Origin of the sequence: Peribacillus sp. FSL P2-0133 (assembly GCF_037975445.1) — a bacterium.
In the GTDB taxonomy this organism is placed as follows: Bacteria; Bacillota; Bacilli; order Bacillales; family DSM-1321; genus Peribacillus; species Peribacillus simplex_E.
The window spans coordinates 3,784,897-3,799,911 of record NZ_CP150254.1; the positions used below are offsets into that span (position 1 = coordinate 3,784,897).

General features: G+C 41.8%; 16 protein-coding genes. All 16 read right to left on the minus strand.

Annotation, left to right across the window (positions count from 1 at the left end; all coding sequences use genetic code 11):
• Window positions 1-37: 37 nt before the first annotated feature.
• The 16 genes from lysA to MKY17_RS18190 all read right to left on the minus strand — a co-directional run bounded on the left by lysA (window position 38) and on the right by MKY17_RS18190 (window position 15,014).
• Window positions 38-1,366 carry a diaminopimelate decarboxylase gene (lysA, locus tag MKY17_RS18115; protein ID WP_098370824.1) on the minus strand — a complete coding sequence of 443 codons (1,329 nt, stop codon included), beginning with the start codon at window positions 1,364-1,366 and terminating at the stop codon, window positions 38-40.
• Window positions 1,367-1,639: 273 nt separating this feature from the next.
• Window positions 1,640-3,130: a spore germination protein gene (locus MKY17_RS18120; protein WP_339200272.1), complete on the minus strand. Its 1,491-nt coding sequence runs from the start codon at window positions 3,128-3,130 to the stop codon at window positions 1,640-1,642.
• A complete protein-coding gene (locus tag MKY17_RS18125; protein ID WP_098370826.1) occupies window positions 3,111-3,692 on the minus strand; it encodes a stage V sporulation protein AE in 582 nt (193 codons plus the stop codon). Before MKY17_RS18125 ends, MKY17_RS18120 begins: the two co-directional genes overlap by 20 nt.
• 43 nt (window positions 3,693-3,735) lie before the next feature.
• A complete protein-coding gene (locus MKY17_RS18130) occupies window positions 3,736-4,158 on the minus strand; it encodes a stage V sporulation protein AB (protein WP_144526820.1) in 423 nt (140 codons plus the stop codon).
• Entirely contained in the window at window positions 4,148-4,768 is a 621-nt protein-coding gene (locus tag MKY17_RS18135) for a stage V sporulation protein AA (protein WP_144526821.1), read from the minus strand. The genes MKY17_RS18130 and MKY17_RS18135 overlap by 11 nt, the downstream gene beginning before the upstream one ends.
• Before the next feature lie 154 nt (window positions 4,769-4,922).
• Complete coding sequence (locus MKY17_RS18140; protein ID WP_144526745.1) at window positions 4,923-6,218, minus strand: NCS2 family permease; 1,296 nt, start codon at window positions 6,216-6,218, stop codon at window positions 4,923-4,925.
• Window positions 6,219-6,502: 284 nt separating this feature from the next.
• The gene (gene sigF / locus MKY17_RS18145) at window positions 6,503-7,270 is read right to left on the minus strand and encodes an RNA polymerase sporulation sigma factor SigF (RefSeq protein ID WP_098370828.1); all 768 of its coding nucleotides are present in this window, start codon (window positions 7,268-7,270) and stop codon (window positions 6,503-6,505) included.
• Window positions 7,271-7,283: 13 nt separating this feature from the next.
• Window positions 7,284-7,724 (minus strand): anti-sigma F factor, encoded by a 441-nt coding sequence (gene spoIIAB, locus MKY17_RS18150; RefSeq protein ID WP_098370829.1) that lies wholly within the window; start codon window positions 7,722-7,724, stop codon window positions 7,284-7,286.
• A gap of 1 nt (window position 7,725) precedes the next feature.
• On the minus strand, window positions 7,726-8,076 hold the full coding sequence (spoIIAA, locus tag MKY17_RS18155; RefSeq protein ID WP_076365535.1) for an anti-sigma F factor antagonist: 351 nt from the start codon (window positions 8,074-8,076) through the stop codon (window positions 7,726-7,728).
• 131 nt (window positions 8,077-8,207) lie between these two features.
• Window positions 8,208-9,374, minus strand: coding sequence for a D-alanyl-D-alanine carboxypeptidase family protein (locus MKY17_RS18160; RefSeq protein WP_098370830.1), 1,167 nt, complete (start codon window positions 9,372-9,374; stop codon window positions 8,208-8,210).
• A 206-nt stretch (window positions 9,375-9,580) separates the two neighbouring features.
• Window positions 9,581-10,885 (minus strand): pyrimidine-nucleoside phosphorylase, encoded by a 1,305-nt coding sequence (locus MKY17_RS18165; protein ID WP_076365531.1) that lies wholly within the window; start codon window positions 10,883-10,885, stop codon window positions 9,581-9,583.
• A gap of 65 nt (window positions 10,886-10,950) precedes the next feature.
• Window positions 10,951-11,763, minus strand: a complete 813-nt coding sequence (locus MKY17_RS18170; protein WP_098373672.1) for a purine-nucleoside phosphorylase — start codon at window positions 11,761-11,763, stop codon at window positions 10,951-10,953.
• Window positions 11,764-12,966, minus strand: coding sequence for a phosphopentomutase (gene deoB, locus MKY17_RS18175; protein ID WP_339200276.1), 1,203 nt, complete (start codon window positions 12,964-12,966; stop codon window positions 11,764-11,766). It lies immediately after the preceding gene.
• A gap of 303 nt (window positions 12,967-13,269) precedes the next feature.
• Window positions 13,270-14,163, minus strand: a complete 894-nt coding sequence (xerD, locus tag MKY17_RS18180; RefSeq protein ID WP_214789564.1) for a site-specific tyrosine recombinase XerD — start codon at window positions 14,161-14,163, stop codon at window positions 13,270-13,272.
• Between the two features lie 5 nt (window positions 14,164-14,168).
• The gene (locus tag MKY17_RS18185) at window positions 14,169-14,396 is read right to left on the minus strand and encodes a YqzK family protein (protein WP_057914302.1); all 228 of its coding nucleotides are present in this window, start codon (window positions 14,394-14,396) and stop codon (window positions 14,169-14,171) included.
• A gap of 168 nt (window positions 14,397-14,564) precedes the next feature.
• Window positions 14,565-15,014, minus strand: coding sequence for a Fur family transcriptional regulator (locus MKY17_RS18190; protein WP_034311309.1), 450 nt, complete (start codon window positions 15,012-15,014; stop codon window positions 14,565-14,567).
• Window position 15,015: the final 1 nt, after the last annotated feature.

Sequence of the window (15,015 nt, forward strand, 5' to 3'; positions counted from 1 at the left end):
TCAAATAAAAAAAGGATGGCAACTGCCATCCTTTTTTCTATTCTTTAGTGACGACTGCCGCTTCATGAAGGGCCAAATCCAAATGGATAAGATCTTCGTACGTCTCTCGTTTGATAACCAACCGGGCTTCTCCATTTTCGGCAAAGACGACAGCCGGTCTTGGAATACGATTGTAATTATTCGACATGGAATATCCATATGCGCCTGTACAAAATACCGCCAAGACATCACCGCGGCCGGCTTTTGGCAATGGTAAATCCCAAATCAACATATCTCCGCTTTCACAGCATTTCCCGGCAATGGACACTGTCTCTTCTACAGGGTCAAGCGGCCGATTTGCAAGAATTGCATCATATTTCGCTTCGTAAAGAGCGGGACGTATATTATCACTCATGCCCCCATCAACGGCAATATATTTACGGACATTAGGAACTTCCTTTTCAGAACCGACCTTGTACAGTGTCACACCGGCGTCCCCGACTAATGAACGGCCAGGTTCGATCCAGATTTCAGGCATCACTAAATCAGAATCCGCAATCAAGTTCTGCACTTCCCTGACGATTTCCTCAACATATTGAGACGCCGGTAGCGGGTCGTCCTCTTGTGTATACCGAATCCCGAAACCTCCTCCGAGATTCAATACCTTTGGTTGAAACCCTACCGAGCCGTGCCAATCATTCAGCTTGCCGATAATTTTTTTGGCTGCAAGAAGGAAACCGGTCGTTTGAAAGATCTGGGAACCGATATGACAGTGAAGCCCCAGCACTTCGAGGAATTCACTTTGCAGCGCTTGCCGAAGAGCAGCTTCGGCCTGGCCGTTAATAAGATCAAAACCAAATTTCGAATCTTCTTGTCCTGTCAATATATAATCATGCGTATGGGCTTCGATACCTGGTGTTACACGAAGAAGGATTTTCACCTTTTGTTCACGGTTTGTACAAATTTCTTCCAACAGTGTCAACTCTGAAAAATTATCGACTACTATACAGCCAATGTCATGATCCAAAGCCATATGTAGCTCTTCATCACTTTTGTTATTTCCATGAAAATGAATCCGTTCTGTTGGGAAATTTGCCTTAATTGCCGTATACAATTCCCCTGCTGAGACAACATCGAGAGAAAGTCCTTCTTGCTCTGCCAACTGGATCATGGCAATCGAAGAAAAGGCCTTACTTGCGTAAGCAACTTGAGCTGAAATCCCCAATTCCTCAAAAGTTCTCTTGAACCCTCTTGCCCGTTCGCGAATTAGCTCTACATCATAAACATATAATGGTGTTCCAAATTGCTCGATCAATTCGATCGTGTCCACTCCGCCAATCTCCAGATGTCCACGTTCATTTACACCGCCGGTTCCGTACAAATGCATGATAGCCTCACCTTCCTGACTTAAAACTAAAGATTAATAAGAAATGAGGCAGCCTCAAATAAAGAAACCCTGCTGTAATAGGTCCTCTATATGAACAAGCCTCATCCGAATCGATATCCATGTAAATATTGTTCTCTATGACTGCTTGGTAGTTCGAAGGGAAAGACAGATTGGTTTAAACTCCAAAGAGCCATAGTAGCTCTATCTCTTTGTGAATCCTAACAATACCTCTTTATCCGAATAAAATTAAATTACCACAACTTTTCGACAACATCAACCTTTAGATTTTCTCGGCTGCCTATATAGATCTTGGGGATGTACAATACTCGGACGTTCTATAGTACCAGGATAAGGTCTTCTTAATATTATATGTGACAGGGCCTTTGGCTGAAACGGGAGAAGCGGCCATAAATAAGGCGTATTTAACGTTTTTATACTAGTAAGCATAATAATGTAGAGTGTGATGCCTATAATTAAACCAGGCACTTTAAATAAAGCAACCAACACTATCAGGACTAAACGGGAAATTTTATTTGCAACCCCTAATTCCAAACTTGGAGTGACAAATGTACCGATTGTCGCTACTGAAGCGTAGAGAACCACCTCAGGAACAAATAGGCCAACATCTATCGCTATCTGTCCTATCAAAACTGCCGCAACCAAGCCCATTGCCGTAGAAAGCGGGGTCGGGGTATGAACGGCTGCCATCCTTAAAAATTCTATCCCAATATCGGAAATGAAGATTTGGATCACAATGGGTATATGCGTTTTTTCATTCGGCCCGATATACTCGAACTTCTCCGGCAGGAGGGAAGGCTCTAAACAAAACAATAACCAAATCGGCAGTAAGAATAACGAAACGAAAATCCCCAAAAAACGTACCCAGCGCACCAAGGTTCCAACAGTAGGTGCCTGCCGATACTCCTCAGCGTGCTGCATGTGATGGAAAAGAGTGGACGGAGTAATGATGACACTCGGTGACGTATCCACATAAATAAGGACATGCCCCTCAAGTAAATGTGTTGCAGCTACATCTGCCCGTTCCGTGTACCTGACAAGCGGGTATGGGTTATATCTTTGCTTGACGACGAACTCTTCGATCGTTTTATCAGACATCGTTATGCCATCAACCTCAATACTATTCAATTCCTTACGAACGATTTCTATCAAATCGGGATCGGCAATATCTTTAATGTAGCCGATGGATATATCCGTTTTCGATCGTTCCCCTACATGCAACATTTCGAAACGTAATCTTTCATCCCGGATTCTCCGTCTGGTTATCGCTGTGTTAATGATGATATTCTCAACAAAACCATCCCTTGATCCACGGACGACTTTTTCCGTATCGGGTTCTACTGGCTGTCTCCCGGGATAACTCCTGACATCCACAACCAACCCTATTGGTTTACCATCAACAACAACGACGATTAAACCGGATAATACCTGATCAACAAGCTCATCCATCGTCTTTATTTCCTCAACGGATTGGTGTACGAGCAACTCTTTGACTGCATCAAAAACTTTAGTAGTCAAGATTTCCGCATTTTTGTTATGAATAAGAGAATCGAGGATATCAATGATGTACTCTGAATCCGTCAGCCCGTTTATATAGTAAATATGCACATCTTTTCTTAAAACCTTTATCCTTCTTACTCCTAAGTCGAAGCTGACGCCCAGACCTACTTTCTCTTTCATGTACGCGTCAACTTCCGCTACCCTACTCGGAATCGGTTTCATGTTTTCAGGTTTTTCTGAAGTCATCATGACCACTCCTTTCCAATATGATTTCAACCGCTAGCTTCGTTATTGGTGCTCCTCTTTTAAAATCGTCCTGATGGGACATTTTTCCGATATCCCCTATCCCCACTACTATGGGAACATGTAATTGATCGATGCAATACACCGTATCTCCAGTTATCTTGCCGAGTTCAAATTCTTCGGCGCCGTATTTATCAACCCCGTTAGGTGTCAGGTTACCATCACGGTCAATACAGATATCCACCTTGGTCCATTCTTCCCTTCTAGTCTTCGAAGCGACCGCTATCACACCAAGGACATTAATATCAGGGTGACCGGCAACCACCTTCATTGCCTGTTCGCCTGATCCTTCACCGATAAAACCGCTATCATCAAACATGACCAATACAGGATCATACTTCGCCTTTTTTATTAATTCAACTAGCTCCAAGCCCGTATATCGTGATGGATTACCTTGGGACATGGAGATACACCTTCCCCCTATTTCCTTGGCTACATGCTCGACAGCCCGTTTCGCATACTCATCTCCATCCGTAATCAATATCACTTTTCGTTTGGTCACCATCTTGGGCCTACCTTTCATCATCAGGAATAGTTACCTCATAAACTTATAAATCCACTAAATAAATCCATTGGAATAATGATCCGGCTATTTTTCCCAATACGAGTGCCATTAACAGATAAATGATTTTCTCTTGAATTCCGATTCGCTTTGACAGAACCGGAAATACATTCAGGACTTCAGTTAAGGCAGCAGCAAGCATTCCATTAAATATCCCGTCAGCCAAACCGATCGGAATTAATAAAAAATATGGGAGGGAAAATTCCGTTTCCTGTAATCCTAACCATGTTCCTGCGACAACGCCGGCAATGATGGCTCCTTCGTAGTAATGAATCATCTTCATTGTTTTTGTCAGCTGAGTCAGTCTCGGAATCACCCCAAGTACAGTTAAAAACGCTACAAAACCAGCACCTGTCGCAAACCCCCCGGCTAAACCGACAAAGATTCCAAATATAATTTTACCGGTCATCAAGGTGGCGCACATTCTCCTTATTTTCATTCATGATTACATAACTGTCCAAATCCTGCTGATAGTTGAACATTTCAACCTCGAGTGGACTAGGTTCCTCATTGAAGCGTTTTTTAAAAAAGTGATTAAAAAATAGAATCATGCCCATACCAAGGCCGAAGCTATATGGGATTTGGATCAATAACGGCTTATCATCCACTTTTCCCGTGATTATAGTAAAGATTTTTTGATGCACTTCCCCCATGCTGACATCCACATGAAAATTCATGATTGTCATCCCGCCTCCGACAAATAACAAAAACCAAACCAAGGCGAATGTCAGGTATGACATTTTCTTTTTCGAGAGGATGATTTCGATGATCGTTTGGGAGGGCCCGAATGTCTCCAGTTCAATAGTCGAATCCATCTTGCGGATGGCCACGATAACTTGAGCTAAATCAACGACAATAATATTCTTATCTTCCTTCTTGACCGTTAATAATATAATTTCTTCAATAATGGGAATCACTTCTTCAGGTCCGATTATCCTTGCAATATCTTTTATCCTCACCGTTTGATTTCCCTTTACTTGTACACGGTTCCTCATCCTGATATATACAACTGCCACTATCATCACATCCCGACCTTTTATTTCCTTATGCTAGTAGTATGGTTTGGAAACAGTTTGAAAATGCAGGAAGTGAACCATGTCCAAATATTACTAATTTGAAAACAAAAAAAGACATGCTGCAATGACAGCATGTCTTTTTGATTACATTCATACATTAATGAGTGGGGAAGAAAATCAGCTGAATCAAAAATATAAATCCAAAAATATAAATGATAGGATGTACCGATTTTCCTTTTCCACTGAATACCTTCATAAGGGGAAATGTAATGAACCCAATCGCAATCCCTGTAGATATACTTGAAGTAAGCGGCATCGTCAAAATGATCGCAAATGCCGGAAATGCCTCATCAAAAATTTTCCAATTCACTTTAGCCAGCCCTTCCATCATGAAACATCCTACAATGATCAAAACGGGAGCTGTGATTGCTTGAACTGAAGAAATTGCCGATATCAACGGAGAAAAGAAAATCGATGCAGCAAACAAGATTGCCACGACAGTAGCGGTTAATCCTGTACGTCCGCCTGCGGCCACTCCCGTACTCGATTCAACATAGGCCGTCGAAGGACTTGTACCAAACATCGAGCCGACTGTCGTCGCAATCGCATCACCTAAAAAGGCCTTCTTGGCACGAGGGATTTTCCCATCCTTCGTTAGACCAGCCTGTTCCGTCACACCAATCAAGGTTCCTGTCGTATCAAAGATCGTCACAAGTAAAAAGGCGAAAACAATTGAATATAATGAATTCGTGAAGACCCCAGCAATATCGATATCGAAAAATACCGGTGTTGGAGGTACAGATAAGACCCCGTCAAAGTTGAGCAAACCGATAAAGTAGCCAATGATTGCCGTAATGATCATACCAATGAAAATTGCCCCTTTAATATTACGGGCCATAAAAATCAAGGTAATGAATAAACCTGCCAGCGCTAAAACGGTTCCAGGCTGGTGCAAATCTCCAAGCGTCACCATCGTTGATTCATTAGGCACTACGATTCCAGCATTTTTCAATCCGATAAACGCAATGAATAAACCAATTCCGGATGTGATGCCATATTTTAATGAGTTAGGAATCGCATCAATTATCATTTTACGCAAGCTTGTCACGCTAATTAATAGAAATAGCAAACCAGCAATGAAAACCGTACCGAATACGGTCTGGTATGAAAGGCCCTGTGCCCCCACTACGCTGGCAAAATAAGCATTCAAACCCATCCCTGGTGCTATCGCAATCGGGTATTTTGCAACAAGCCCCATGATAAGGGTACCAATCACCGCTGATATGACCGTTGCCATGAAAACTTGTTCAAATGGAATTCCGATTGAAGACAATAAAGCCGGATTCACAATAAGGATATAAACCATAGTTAAAAATGTCGTAACACCCGCCATGACTTCTGTGCGGACATCCGTCCCATTTTCTTTCAGGGAGAAAAACTTTTCCAAAAACATATTTTAGACCTCCAGATCTAAAGGAAACACCGACAACCGTTTGCACGAAAAGACAAGGTGTCCTAATATTGTACTGCATCGACGTTTTTCCTGATCGTTATTCATTGAAAGAAAGATAAAAAAACGAATGAGAAACGCGACCTTTACTATAATATTCGTTTTTATTCCTAAATTCAACTAAAAATTCGACCCCATTCATATTTTCGCCTTACCTGATAAGTAATCACTTTTACTTTTTCCTAAAATCAAGATTTATTTTCAGCTCAATAAAAAAACCACATGAATCATTGATTCATGTGGTTTTTCATTTGCTGAAGAATCTTCTTTTCCAGCCTTGACACTTGGACTTGGGAAATGCCAAGCCTTGCCGCCACTTCCGATTGCGTCTGATCTTTATAATACCTCAGGAAAACAATCAGCCTTTCACGTTCATTCAATTCATGGATGGCTTCTTTCAAAGCGATTTGATCGAACCAGGATGTTTCATTATTGTCGGCAATCTGGTCAAGAAGAGTAATCGGATCTCCATCATTTTCGTAAACCGTTTCATGGATGGATGAAGGGCTCCTGCTAGCTTCTTGGGCCATGATGATTTCCTCTGGCGACAGCTCTAGATGTTCCGCCAATTCATTGACAGTCGGAACACGGCCATACGTCTTTGAAAGTTCCTCTTTGGCCCTGCGAATTTTATTCGCCATTTCCTTTAATGACCGGCTTACTTTAACCGTTCCGTCATCACGGATAAAACGTTGGATTTCACCAATGATCATAGGCACAGCATACGTTGAGAATTTCACTTCAAACGATAAATCAAATTTATCCACGGACTTCAACAGGCCAATACAGCCTATTTGATAAAGGTCATCCGGTTCGTAACCTCGATTGAGGAACCTTTGCACCACTGACCATACAAGCCTCAGATTGCTGTTGACAATCAGGTTCCTCGCATCTTGGTCACCGCTCTGGCTGCGTTGGATTAAATTCCGCAATTCCTCATCTTTTAAATGGGGCTGGCCTTTCTTGCTCTTCTCGTTTTTAACCTCCACATCCATATGCAAGTCTCCCTTAATTGCACAAAGCTCTGCTTGTAGTTAAGTGCTTTTTTAATCGAATGATCGTGCCTTCGCCCTTGTGGGAAATTATATTGATTTCATCCATGAAGTTTTCCATGATGGTGAATCCCATACCGGAACGTTCAAGTTCGGGTTTTGTCGTAAATAACGGCTGTTTAGCCTCCTCGACGTCTTCAATGCCCAGTCCTTCATCCCGGATGGTCAATTCCACAGTATCGTCTTCGATGACCACTGAAATGTAGACCCAACCTTCCGGGTCACTTTCATAACCATGGATAATCGAATTCGTAACGGCTTCTGACACGACAGTCTTGATTTCTGTCAATTCATCCATCGTCGGGTCCAATTGGGCAATGAAAGCCGCAACAGTTACCCTGGCAAAAGATTCATTTTGGCTAAGTGCAGAAAATTTCGTTTCCATTTTATTTTTCATCTTAGGCAACCCCCAGTCTTTGCAAAGCGTTTTTTTCGGATAGTTCCATTTTAACAATTTTAAACAACCCTGACATCTCAAATAACCGCTTTACTGCTGGAGATATTGCACAGACCACCATTTCACCTTGCTTTTTGTTTACCTGCTTATAGCGCCCTAAAATAACTCCGAGCCCTGAACTGTCCATAAAATCCAATTCTTCCATGTTAAGGATGATATGCTTGATGTTATGCTTTTGAATGGCTGCCTCTGCCTGGTTTTTCAATTTTTCTGCTGTATGATGATCCAAATCACCTTTGAGACGAATGCACAATACGCTGTTTTTCGCCTCCATATTAATCGTAAGACTCATTATATACAGCCTCCTTCACTGTCTTATAAAGAGTCAAATTCTCTTTTTCACCTGCCGATTCCTCCTTATTAGCAAAACTAGTGGAGTTTCGCCTAAATTAGTACGATTAACAGGCAATGCGACAATTTATTCTATTTCGCCTGGGTAAACATGCCGAAAGCCCTTTTATACAATTGCCACCAGCTGGCATTTTCAACAGTTTCCTTCGCAACTATCGGAGATTCGACATACACTTTACCGTTTTTCTTCAATTCAAGCGTACCAATTTCATCCCCTTTTTTAATCGGGGCATCCAAATCTTTATCAAGCGTGATTTTTTTTGTAAAGTCCTTTGCCGTTCCGTTTTTGGCTGTCAAAACTGAAATCGGTTCACTTGTGACTCCCACCACGGATTTTTTGTGTCCTTTACTTACCTTGGCTTCACCTAACACTTCGCCGCGTTTATAAATCGGGTATGTGATGTATTGTGAAAATGCATAATCTAACATCTTGGTGACCTGAGCGTTTCGTTCTTTTGGAGAAACGGCTCCGAAAACGACGGCAATGACACGCATATTCCCTTTTTTAGCAGTCGCTGTCAAACAATACTTCGCTTCATTTGTGAATCCTGTTTTCAATCCATCGACCCCAGGGTAAAATTTCACTAATCTGTTCGTGTTGACAAGCCAGAATTTCTTTTCGGTATTTTCACGGAGATAATCTTCATATGTACCCGTGAACCTTGTAATCGTATCGTATTTCAATAATTCCTTTGCCATGATCGACATATCATGTGCCGAACTGTAATGATCTTTAACAGGAAGGCCTGTTGCGTTTTGGAACTTTGTATTTTTCAACCCGAGATCTTTCGCCTTTTTGTTCATTTTCCTAACAAACTCTTCTTCCGATCCAGCTATATGTTCAGCCATCGCCACCGATGCATCATTCGCCGAACCAATCGATATGCCCTTGAGCATTTGTTCTGTGGTCATTTCTTCACCCGGCTCGAGAAAGATCTGGGAACCGCCCATCGATGCTGCATACTCACTAGTCCTGATTTTCTCCTTCATGCTAAGTTCGCCTTTATCGATCGCTTCCATGATCAGCAGCATCGTCATGATTTTCGTCATGCTTGCCGGTGAAAGACGAACGTCTGCATTTTTATCATAGAGAACAGTACCTGTATCCCGTTCAATCAATATAGCGGATTTAGCATTTGCCGCCAATTCGACTCCTTTTTCTTCAGCTGCTTTTGTATGCGGGATGCTAAACCCCAATGCTACCAAAACGGTTAAAAATAGAGAAAGAATCCGCTTCATCTCCATACCCTCCAATCTTTATAGATTTTATTTTTTCCATTAAACCCATTTTTATACAAATAAAGATGAATTTTGAAACATATACTGGATATAGGGTAACAAATTGAACCAAATTAAAAGAGGATGCGCATGGGCATCCTCTTTTAACATTCAATGGGATAAACGTAAAAAAAGGCCGCTCAAAAGCGGCCTTTTTTGGAAAATGTTTATTCCATGATCTCTTTATAGATCAATGTAGGTTTTTCTATTTTCTCTTTTGAAATCGCAATGCTTTCATACAATTTTTCCTTTACCTTTGAAACATCTTCAAAATTGCTGTAAATCGTCACTAGGGATTCACCTTTTGCCACGGTTTCCCCGATTTTTTTACGAAGTACCAGTCCGACTGCCAAATCAATCTCTGATTCTTTTGTTGCCCGCCCGGCGCCCAACAGCATGGCTGCCGTTCCTACCTCATCAGCGATGATTTCCGATACATATCCGTCCTCTTTCGCTTCCAGCTCGAAAGTATGAGCAGCCTGCGGTAGTTTTTCCGGCTGATCTACAACCGAACCATCGCCTCCCTGCGCTTCTAGGAAAACCTTGAATGAGTTAAGTGCAGAACCATCCTTAATCGCATTTTCCAGCAAGGTTCTTGCTTCTTCCAGCGAGCTTGCCTTTTTGGCAAGGTATACCATATGGCTTCCTAGTGTTAAAGAAAGTTCCGTTAAATCTTCCGGTCCCTCTCCTTTAAGCGTATCGATGGCTTCCTTCACTTCTAAAGCATTTCCGATTGCGTAACCCAAAGGTTGGCTCATATCGGAAATGACGGCCATCGTGTTTCGGCCCACATTGTTTCCAATGCTAACCATTGCATGCGCCAACTCTTCGGAATCTTCGAGAGTTTTCATGAAAGCGCCCGCTCCCGTTTTAACATCAAGTACGATGGCATCAGCACCAGCGGCGATTTTCTTACTCATGATCGAGCCAGCAATCAAACCGATACTGTTAACGGTAGCCGTAACATCGCGCAATGCATATAACTTTTTGTCGGCTGGAGTCAGGTTACCACTTTGTCCAATGACAGCTATCTTATTTTTATTAACAAGTCGAATGAACTCGTCATTTTCTATTTCGACATGAAATCCTTTTACAGACTCCAACTTATCGATCGTTCCTCCTGTATGACCAAGACCGCGTCCTGACATCTTTGCCACTGGAACACCTACAGCAGCAACCAATGGTCCAAGCACTAGAGTTGTGGTATCACCAACACCGCCTGTTGAATGTTTATCGACCTTAATTCCTTCAATCATCGATAAATCAATTTGATCTCCTGATTCGACCATTGCCATGGTTAGATCAGCACGTTCCTGCTCATTCATGCCTTTGAAATAAACTGCCATTGACCAAGCGCTCATTTGGTAATCCGGAATCGATCCATCGGTAAACCCTTTGATGATGAATTGTATTTCTTCTGTAGTAAGAGCCTTTCCATCACGCTTTTTCTCGATTAAATCTACCATTCTCATATTAGAATCCCCACTTTTTCAAAGACACCGCTTCTCTTAGGTGTACTTGGATTTTTTTGTTCGTTTTATATGTCTTTAACGATAAGCTTAACAAATTCAAGAAAACTGCTTTTCACTTTTTCAGTCGTTTCAATTACCTCTTCATGCGACAAAGGCTGATCAAGAATGCCTGCGGCCATATTTGTAAGGCATGAAATTCCGAGCACCTTCATACCACTATGCCTAGCTACGATAACTTCCGGAACTGTCGACATACCAACTGCATCCCCGCCAAGGATCCTTGCCATTTTCACTTCTGCCGGTGTCTCATAGGTCGGTCCTGTATTTCCGATATAGACACCTTCTTTAATATCCAATCCTAGTGAAGCTGCTATTTTTTTTGCTTGTGTCCGAAGGTCTTTATTATAAGCCTCCGACATATCAGGGAATCTAGGGCCGAAACGCTCTTCATTAGGACCAATCAATGGGTTTGCCCCCATTAAATTAATATGATCCGTAATGAGCATCAAGTCACCTGGTTCATAGCTTTCATTAACGCTTCCGGCAGCATTCGTTACAATTAACTGCTCAACACCAAGTAGCTTCATTACACGTACAGGAAAAGTGACTTTCTCCATGGAGTAGCCCTCATAAAAGTGGAAACGTCCTTGCATGGCTACAACTTTTTTACCACTTAAATGTCCAATGACAAGCTGTCCAGCGTGTCCCTCAACAGTCGATACCGGGAATTCCGGGATTTCGTGGTATGGAATAGTTATCGGATTTTCAATTTCATCCGCTAATACTCCAAGACCGGAACCAAGAATCAGTCCTATCTCCGGAGAGCCTTCAATTTTACTTTTTATAAATGACGCAGCAGTCTCTATTTTATTAAACATCTATTTAATCTCCCCTAAATTTAAATCGCCCAATATATTTTTCCCAAAGGCAGGCATTTTCACGTCAAAATTAGCAGCGACCGTCGCCCCAATATCAGCAAATGTATCTCTTATCGGGAGTTCGGCACCTTCTGTAAATCGTTTGGAATAAACTAATAATGGTACATATTCACGTGTGTGATCGGTTCCTTCATGGACCGGATCATTCCCGTGATCGGCAGTGATGATCAATAAATCATCCTCATTCAGTTTATCAAGGACTTCCGGCATCCGAGCATCGAATTCTTCCAATGCCTTTCCGTATCCCTCTGGATCGCGGCGGTGACCGTATAAAGCATCGAAGTCGACTAGATTAAGGAAACTTAACCCTTTGAAATCCTGTTCTACCGTTTGGATTAATTTATCCATTCCATCCATATTGGATACGGTCCTCAATGATTCAGTGACGCCTTCCCCATCAAAAATATCAGAGATCTTCCCGATTGCGAGCACATCATATCCAGAATCTTTCAATTCATCCATTACTGTCCGGTTAAAAGGCTTCAACGCATAATCATGACGGTTAGGCGTTCTTTTGAAGTTGCCTGGTTCACCTGTGAACGGTCTGGCAATCACGCGTCCAACCTTGAACTCATCAGCCATCGTCATTTCACGGGCAATTTCACAAATCTTGTATAATTCGTCTATCGGAACGATATCTTCATGTGCAGCAATCTGTAATACGGAATCAGCTGATGTATAAACGATCAGCGCACCCGTTTTCATATGTTCCTCGCCAAGCCTTTCAATGATTTCCGTGCCGCTTGCCGGGACGTTCCCAATAATTCCCCGACCCATCTTCGCCTCGAGTTCATTGACTAATAATTCCGGGAAACCATCTGGAAATACACGGAATGGAGTCGATATATTTAACCCCATGATTTCCCAATGTCCAGTCATCGTATCTTTTCCTGTAGAGGCTTCCTTCATTTTCGTAAAGTATGCGAGAGGTTGTTGAGCTTTATCAATCCCCTTGATTTCACGGATATTGCCTAAACCCAATTTTGCGAGTGTCGGCATGTTCAATCCATTCATTCTTTCTGCGATATGGCCAAGTGTATCCGCCCCTTTATCGCCGAATAAATCTGCATCAGGTGCTTCGCCAATCCCAACTGAATCCATAACTATTACAAATATTCGTTTAAATGCTGAATTCCCTTTCATGAGTCATTCCTCCTAAAATAGTAAATCACTTTTTATACTCTCTATAATACCCTTATTCTGCTCAGTTACTCTTCATTTAAATGAAATCGTTTGAGAACGTCAGAAGTCTGACCTCTCTACATTGTAAACGATTACCATGATGGAGACAAATAATATATTTCGGAATGAAACAAAGTGCCTTAAGATGCACGTTGGAATCATTTGCAGCCCTTTTACCAGTCAAGTACAAACGGAGAAAAAAGGCTGCTCCTCCAACTGCCTCGCAGTTAAATTCACAACCTCCTCTATCATTCTACTATTCTTTTAAGCTCGCGGATGGAATTTTGAATATACATCCTTGATCCGTACGTTCGTAATATGTGTATAAATTTGAGTTGTCGAAATATCCGCATGACCAAGCATTTCTTGGACGGCACGTAAATCAGCCCCGTTCATCAATAGATGTGTAGCGAAAGAATGTCTTAGTGTATGCGGTGTAATTTCTTTTTCAATTTGTGCCGATTTTACAAGTTTTTTTAGAATCTTCCAAAATCCCTGCCTTGTCAGCCTGTTTCCATGATGATTCAAAAAAAGTGAATCTGTCCTGTGCTTGGGACTGGCCATTTTCCCCCGGGAACTTTCCATATAATGTTCAATCGCACCCAATGCAGTTTGTCCAATCGGAATGATCCTCTCTTTATTTCCTTTCCCTACGCATCGGACAAAACCCATCGATGCATGGACATCACTCACATCCATGGATATCAACTCACTGACACGCATCCCCGTCGCATACATCAGTTCTAGCATCGCCTTATCGCGTAAACCGAATTCATCCATTTTCTTCGGGGCTTCCAATAGTGCTTCCACCTCTTCCATGCTTAATACCTTTGGAAGGCTTCGTTCAGGTTTTGGCGTTTCTATATGTATGGACGGATCCTGCTCGGTTACTTTTTCCCTTAAAAGAAATTGATGAAAAGACCGAATGGAAGCTATATGACGCGCCACCGTCTTCGATGATTTCCCTTGATCCTTCAAATGCACGAGAAAGTGCAGGATGTTCACCCGCCGTGAATCATTCCAAGCTTCAATTGTTTCAACATCTTTCAGATAGCTCCAATATGATCTTAAGTCACGCTCATACGAAACGAGCGTATTTTTGGCAAGTCCTTTTTCAATGGTTAAAAAATGAATGAAATCCCTAATTTGATTCTCCATATTCATTACTCCCCGTTTAAATAAAACAACATTAAGCGTTCAAGCCATGCATCATCACCCGTATCAACAGCCTTTGATACTTTTACGGCCATGCCTTTCGGTTCATCATAACGATGATAACTTTGATATTCCTGATTTAACCATACCATTCCTATATAAAAAAGAACAGTGAAGCTAACAAAGAGAACCATCACTTTAGCCGTGTGCAAAACAAGCGATAATGATGTTTTCATCATCTTTCCCCTCCCATTCGATCCTTTGTATCAATCTATGCCCAACAGGACAAGTTTTATACGTGTTTCGGAAAGGAGAAAACAAAAACAGCTCTTCCTTGAGAAAATAGGTTTTTAAAACGCAGAAAACCTTCTCCATTAAATGGAAAAGGTCCGACTTCATTCACCTTAATTTTCTTCTTTGTCATGACATCGATGACAAATGCCATGAAAGGTTAATCTATGGTCTTTAATCTTGAAGTTCCAGTCGCGTTCCACAATGTCTTCTACGTCTTCAAGTAGGTCTTCCTGGATTTCATCTACCGCACCACATTCCACACAAACAAGATGATGATGGAAATGCGCAGCTCCTTCTTGTCTTAAATCATAACGGGAAACCCCGTCTCCAAAGTTAATTTTATCTACTATCTTCAATTCAGTCAGCAACTCTAGCGTACGGTAAACTGTTGCCAATCCAATTTCCGGCGACTTTTCTTTGACAAGGAGGTAAACGTCTTCTGCGCTTAAATGATCCTCTTCATGCTCAAGTAAAACGCGGACGGTCGCTTCTCGCTGAGGCGTTAATTTGTAGCTGGACGAGTGTAACTGCTTTTTTATCCTATCAATTCTGTTTTCTATT

Excerpts from the sequence above, each read along its gene's own strand:
- MKY17_RS18165 (WP_076365531.1), bottom strand. The coding sequence starts at position 10,885 with ATGAGAATGGTAGATTTAATCGAGAAAAAGCGTGATGGAAAGGCTCTT.
- MKY17_RS18170 (WP_098373672.1), bottom strand. The coding sequence starts at position 11,763 with ATGTTTAATAAAATAGAGACTGCTGCGTCATTTATAAAAAGTAAAATT.
- MKY17_RS18185 (WP_057914302.1), bottom strand. The coding sequence starts at position 14,396 with ATGAAAACATCATTATCGCTTGTTTTGCACACGGCTAAAGTGATGGTT.
- lysA (WP_098370824.1), bottom strand. The coding sequence starts at position 1,366 with ATGCATTTGTACGGAACCGGCGGTGTAAATGAACGTGGACATCTGGAG.
- spoIIAA (WP_076365535.1), bottom strand. The coding sequence starts at position 8,076 with ATGAGTCTTACGATTAATATGGAGGCGAAAAACAGCGTATTGTGCATT.
- MKY17_RS18120 (WP_339200272.1), bottom strand. The coding sequence starts at position 3,130 with ATGACTTCAGAAAAACCTGAAAACATGAAACCGATTCCGAGTAGGGTA.
- MKY17_RS18125 (WP_098370826.1), bottom strand. The coding sequence starts at position 3,692 with ATGGTGACCAAACGAAAAGTGATATTGATTACGGATGGAGATGAGTAT.
- MKY17_RS18130 (WP_144526820.1), bottom strand. The coding sequence starts at position 4,158 with ATGACCGGTAAAATTATATTTGGAATCTTTGTCGGTTTAGCCGGGGGG.
- sigF (WP_098370828.1), bottom strand. The coding sequence starts at position 7,270 with ATGGATGTGGAGGTTAAAAACGAGAAGAGCAAGAAAGGCCAGCCCCAT.
- MKY17_RS18140 (WP_144526745.1), bottom strand. The coding sequence starts at position 6,218 with ATGTTTTTGGAAAAGTTTTTCTCCCTGAAAGAAAATGGGACGGATGTC.
- xerD (WP_214789564.1), bottom strand. The coding sequence starts at position 14,163 with ATGGAGAATCAAATTAGGGATTTCATTCATTTTTTAACCATTGAAAAA.
- spoIIAB (WP_098370829.1), bottom strand. The coding sequence starts at position 7,724 with ATGAAAAATAAAATGGAAACGAAATTTTCTGCACTTAGCCAAAATGAA.
- deoB (WP_339200276.1), bottom strand. The coding sequence starts at position 12,966 with ATGAAAGGGAATTCAGCATTTAAACGAATATTTGTAATAGTTATGGAT.
- MKY17_RS18160 (WP_098370830.1), bottom strand. The coding sequence starts at position 9,374 with ATGAAGCGGATTCTTTCTCTATTTTTAACCGTTTTGGTAGCATTGGGG.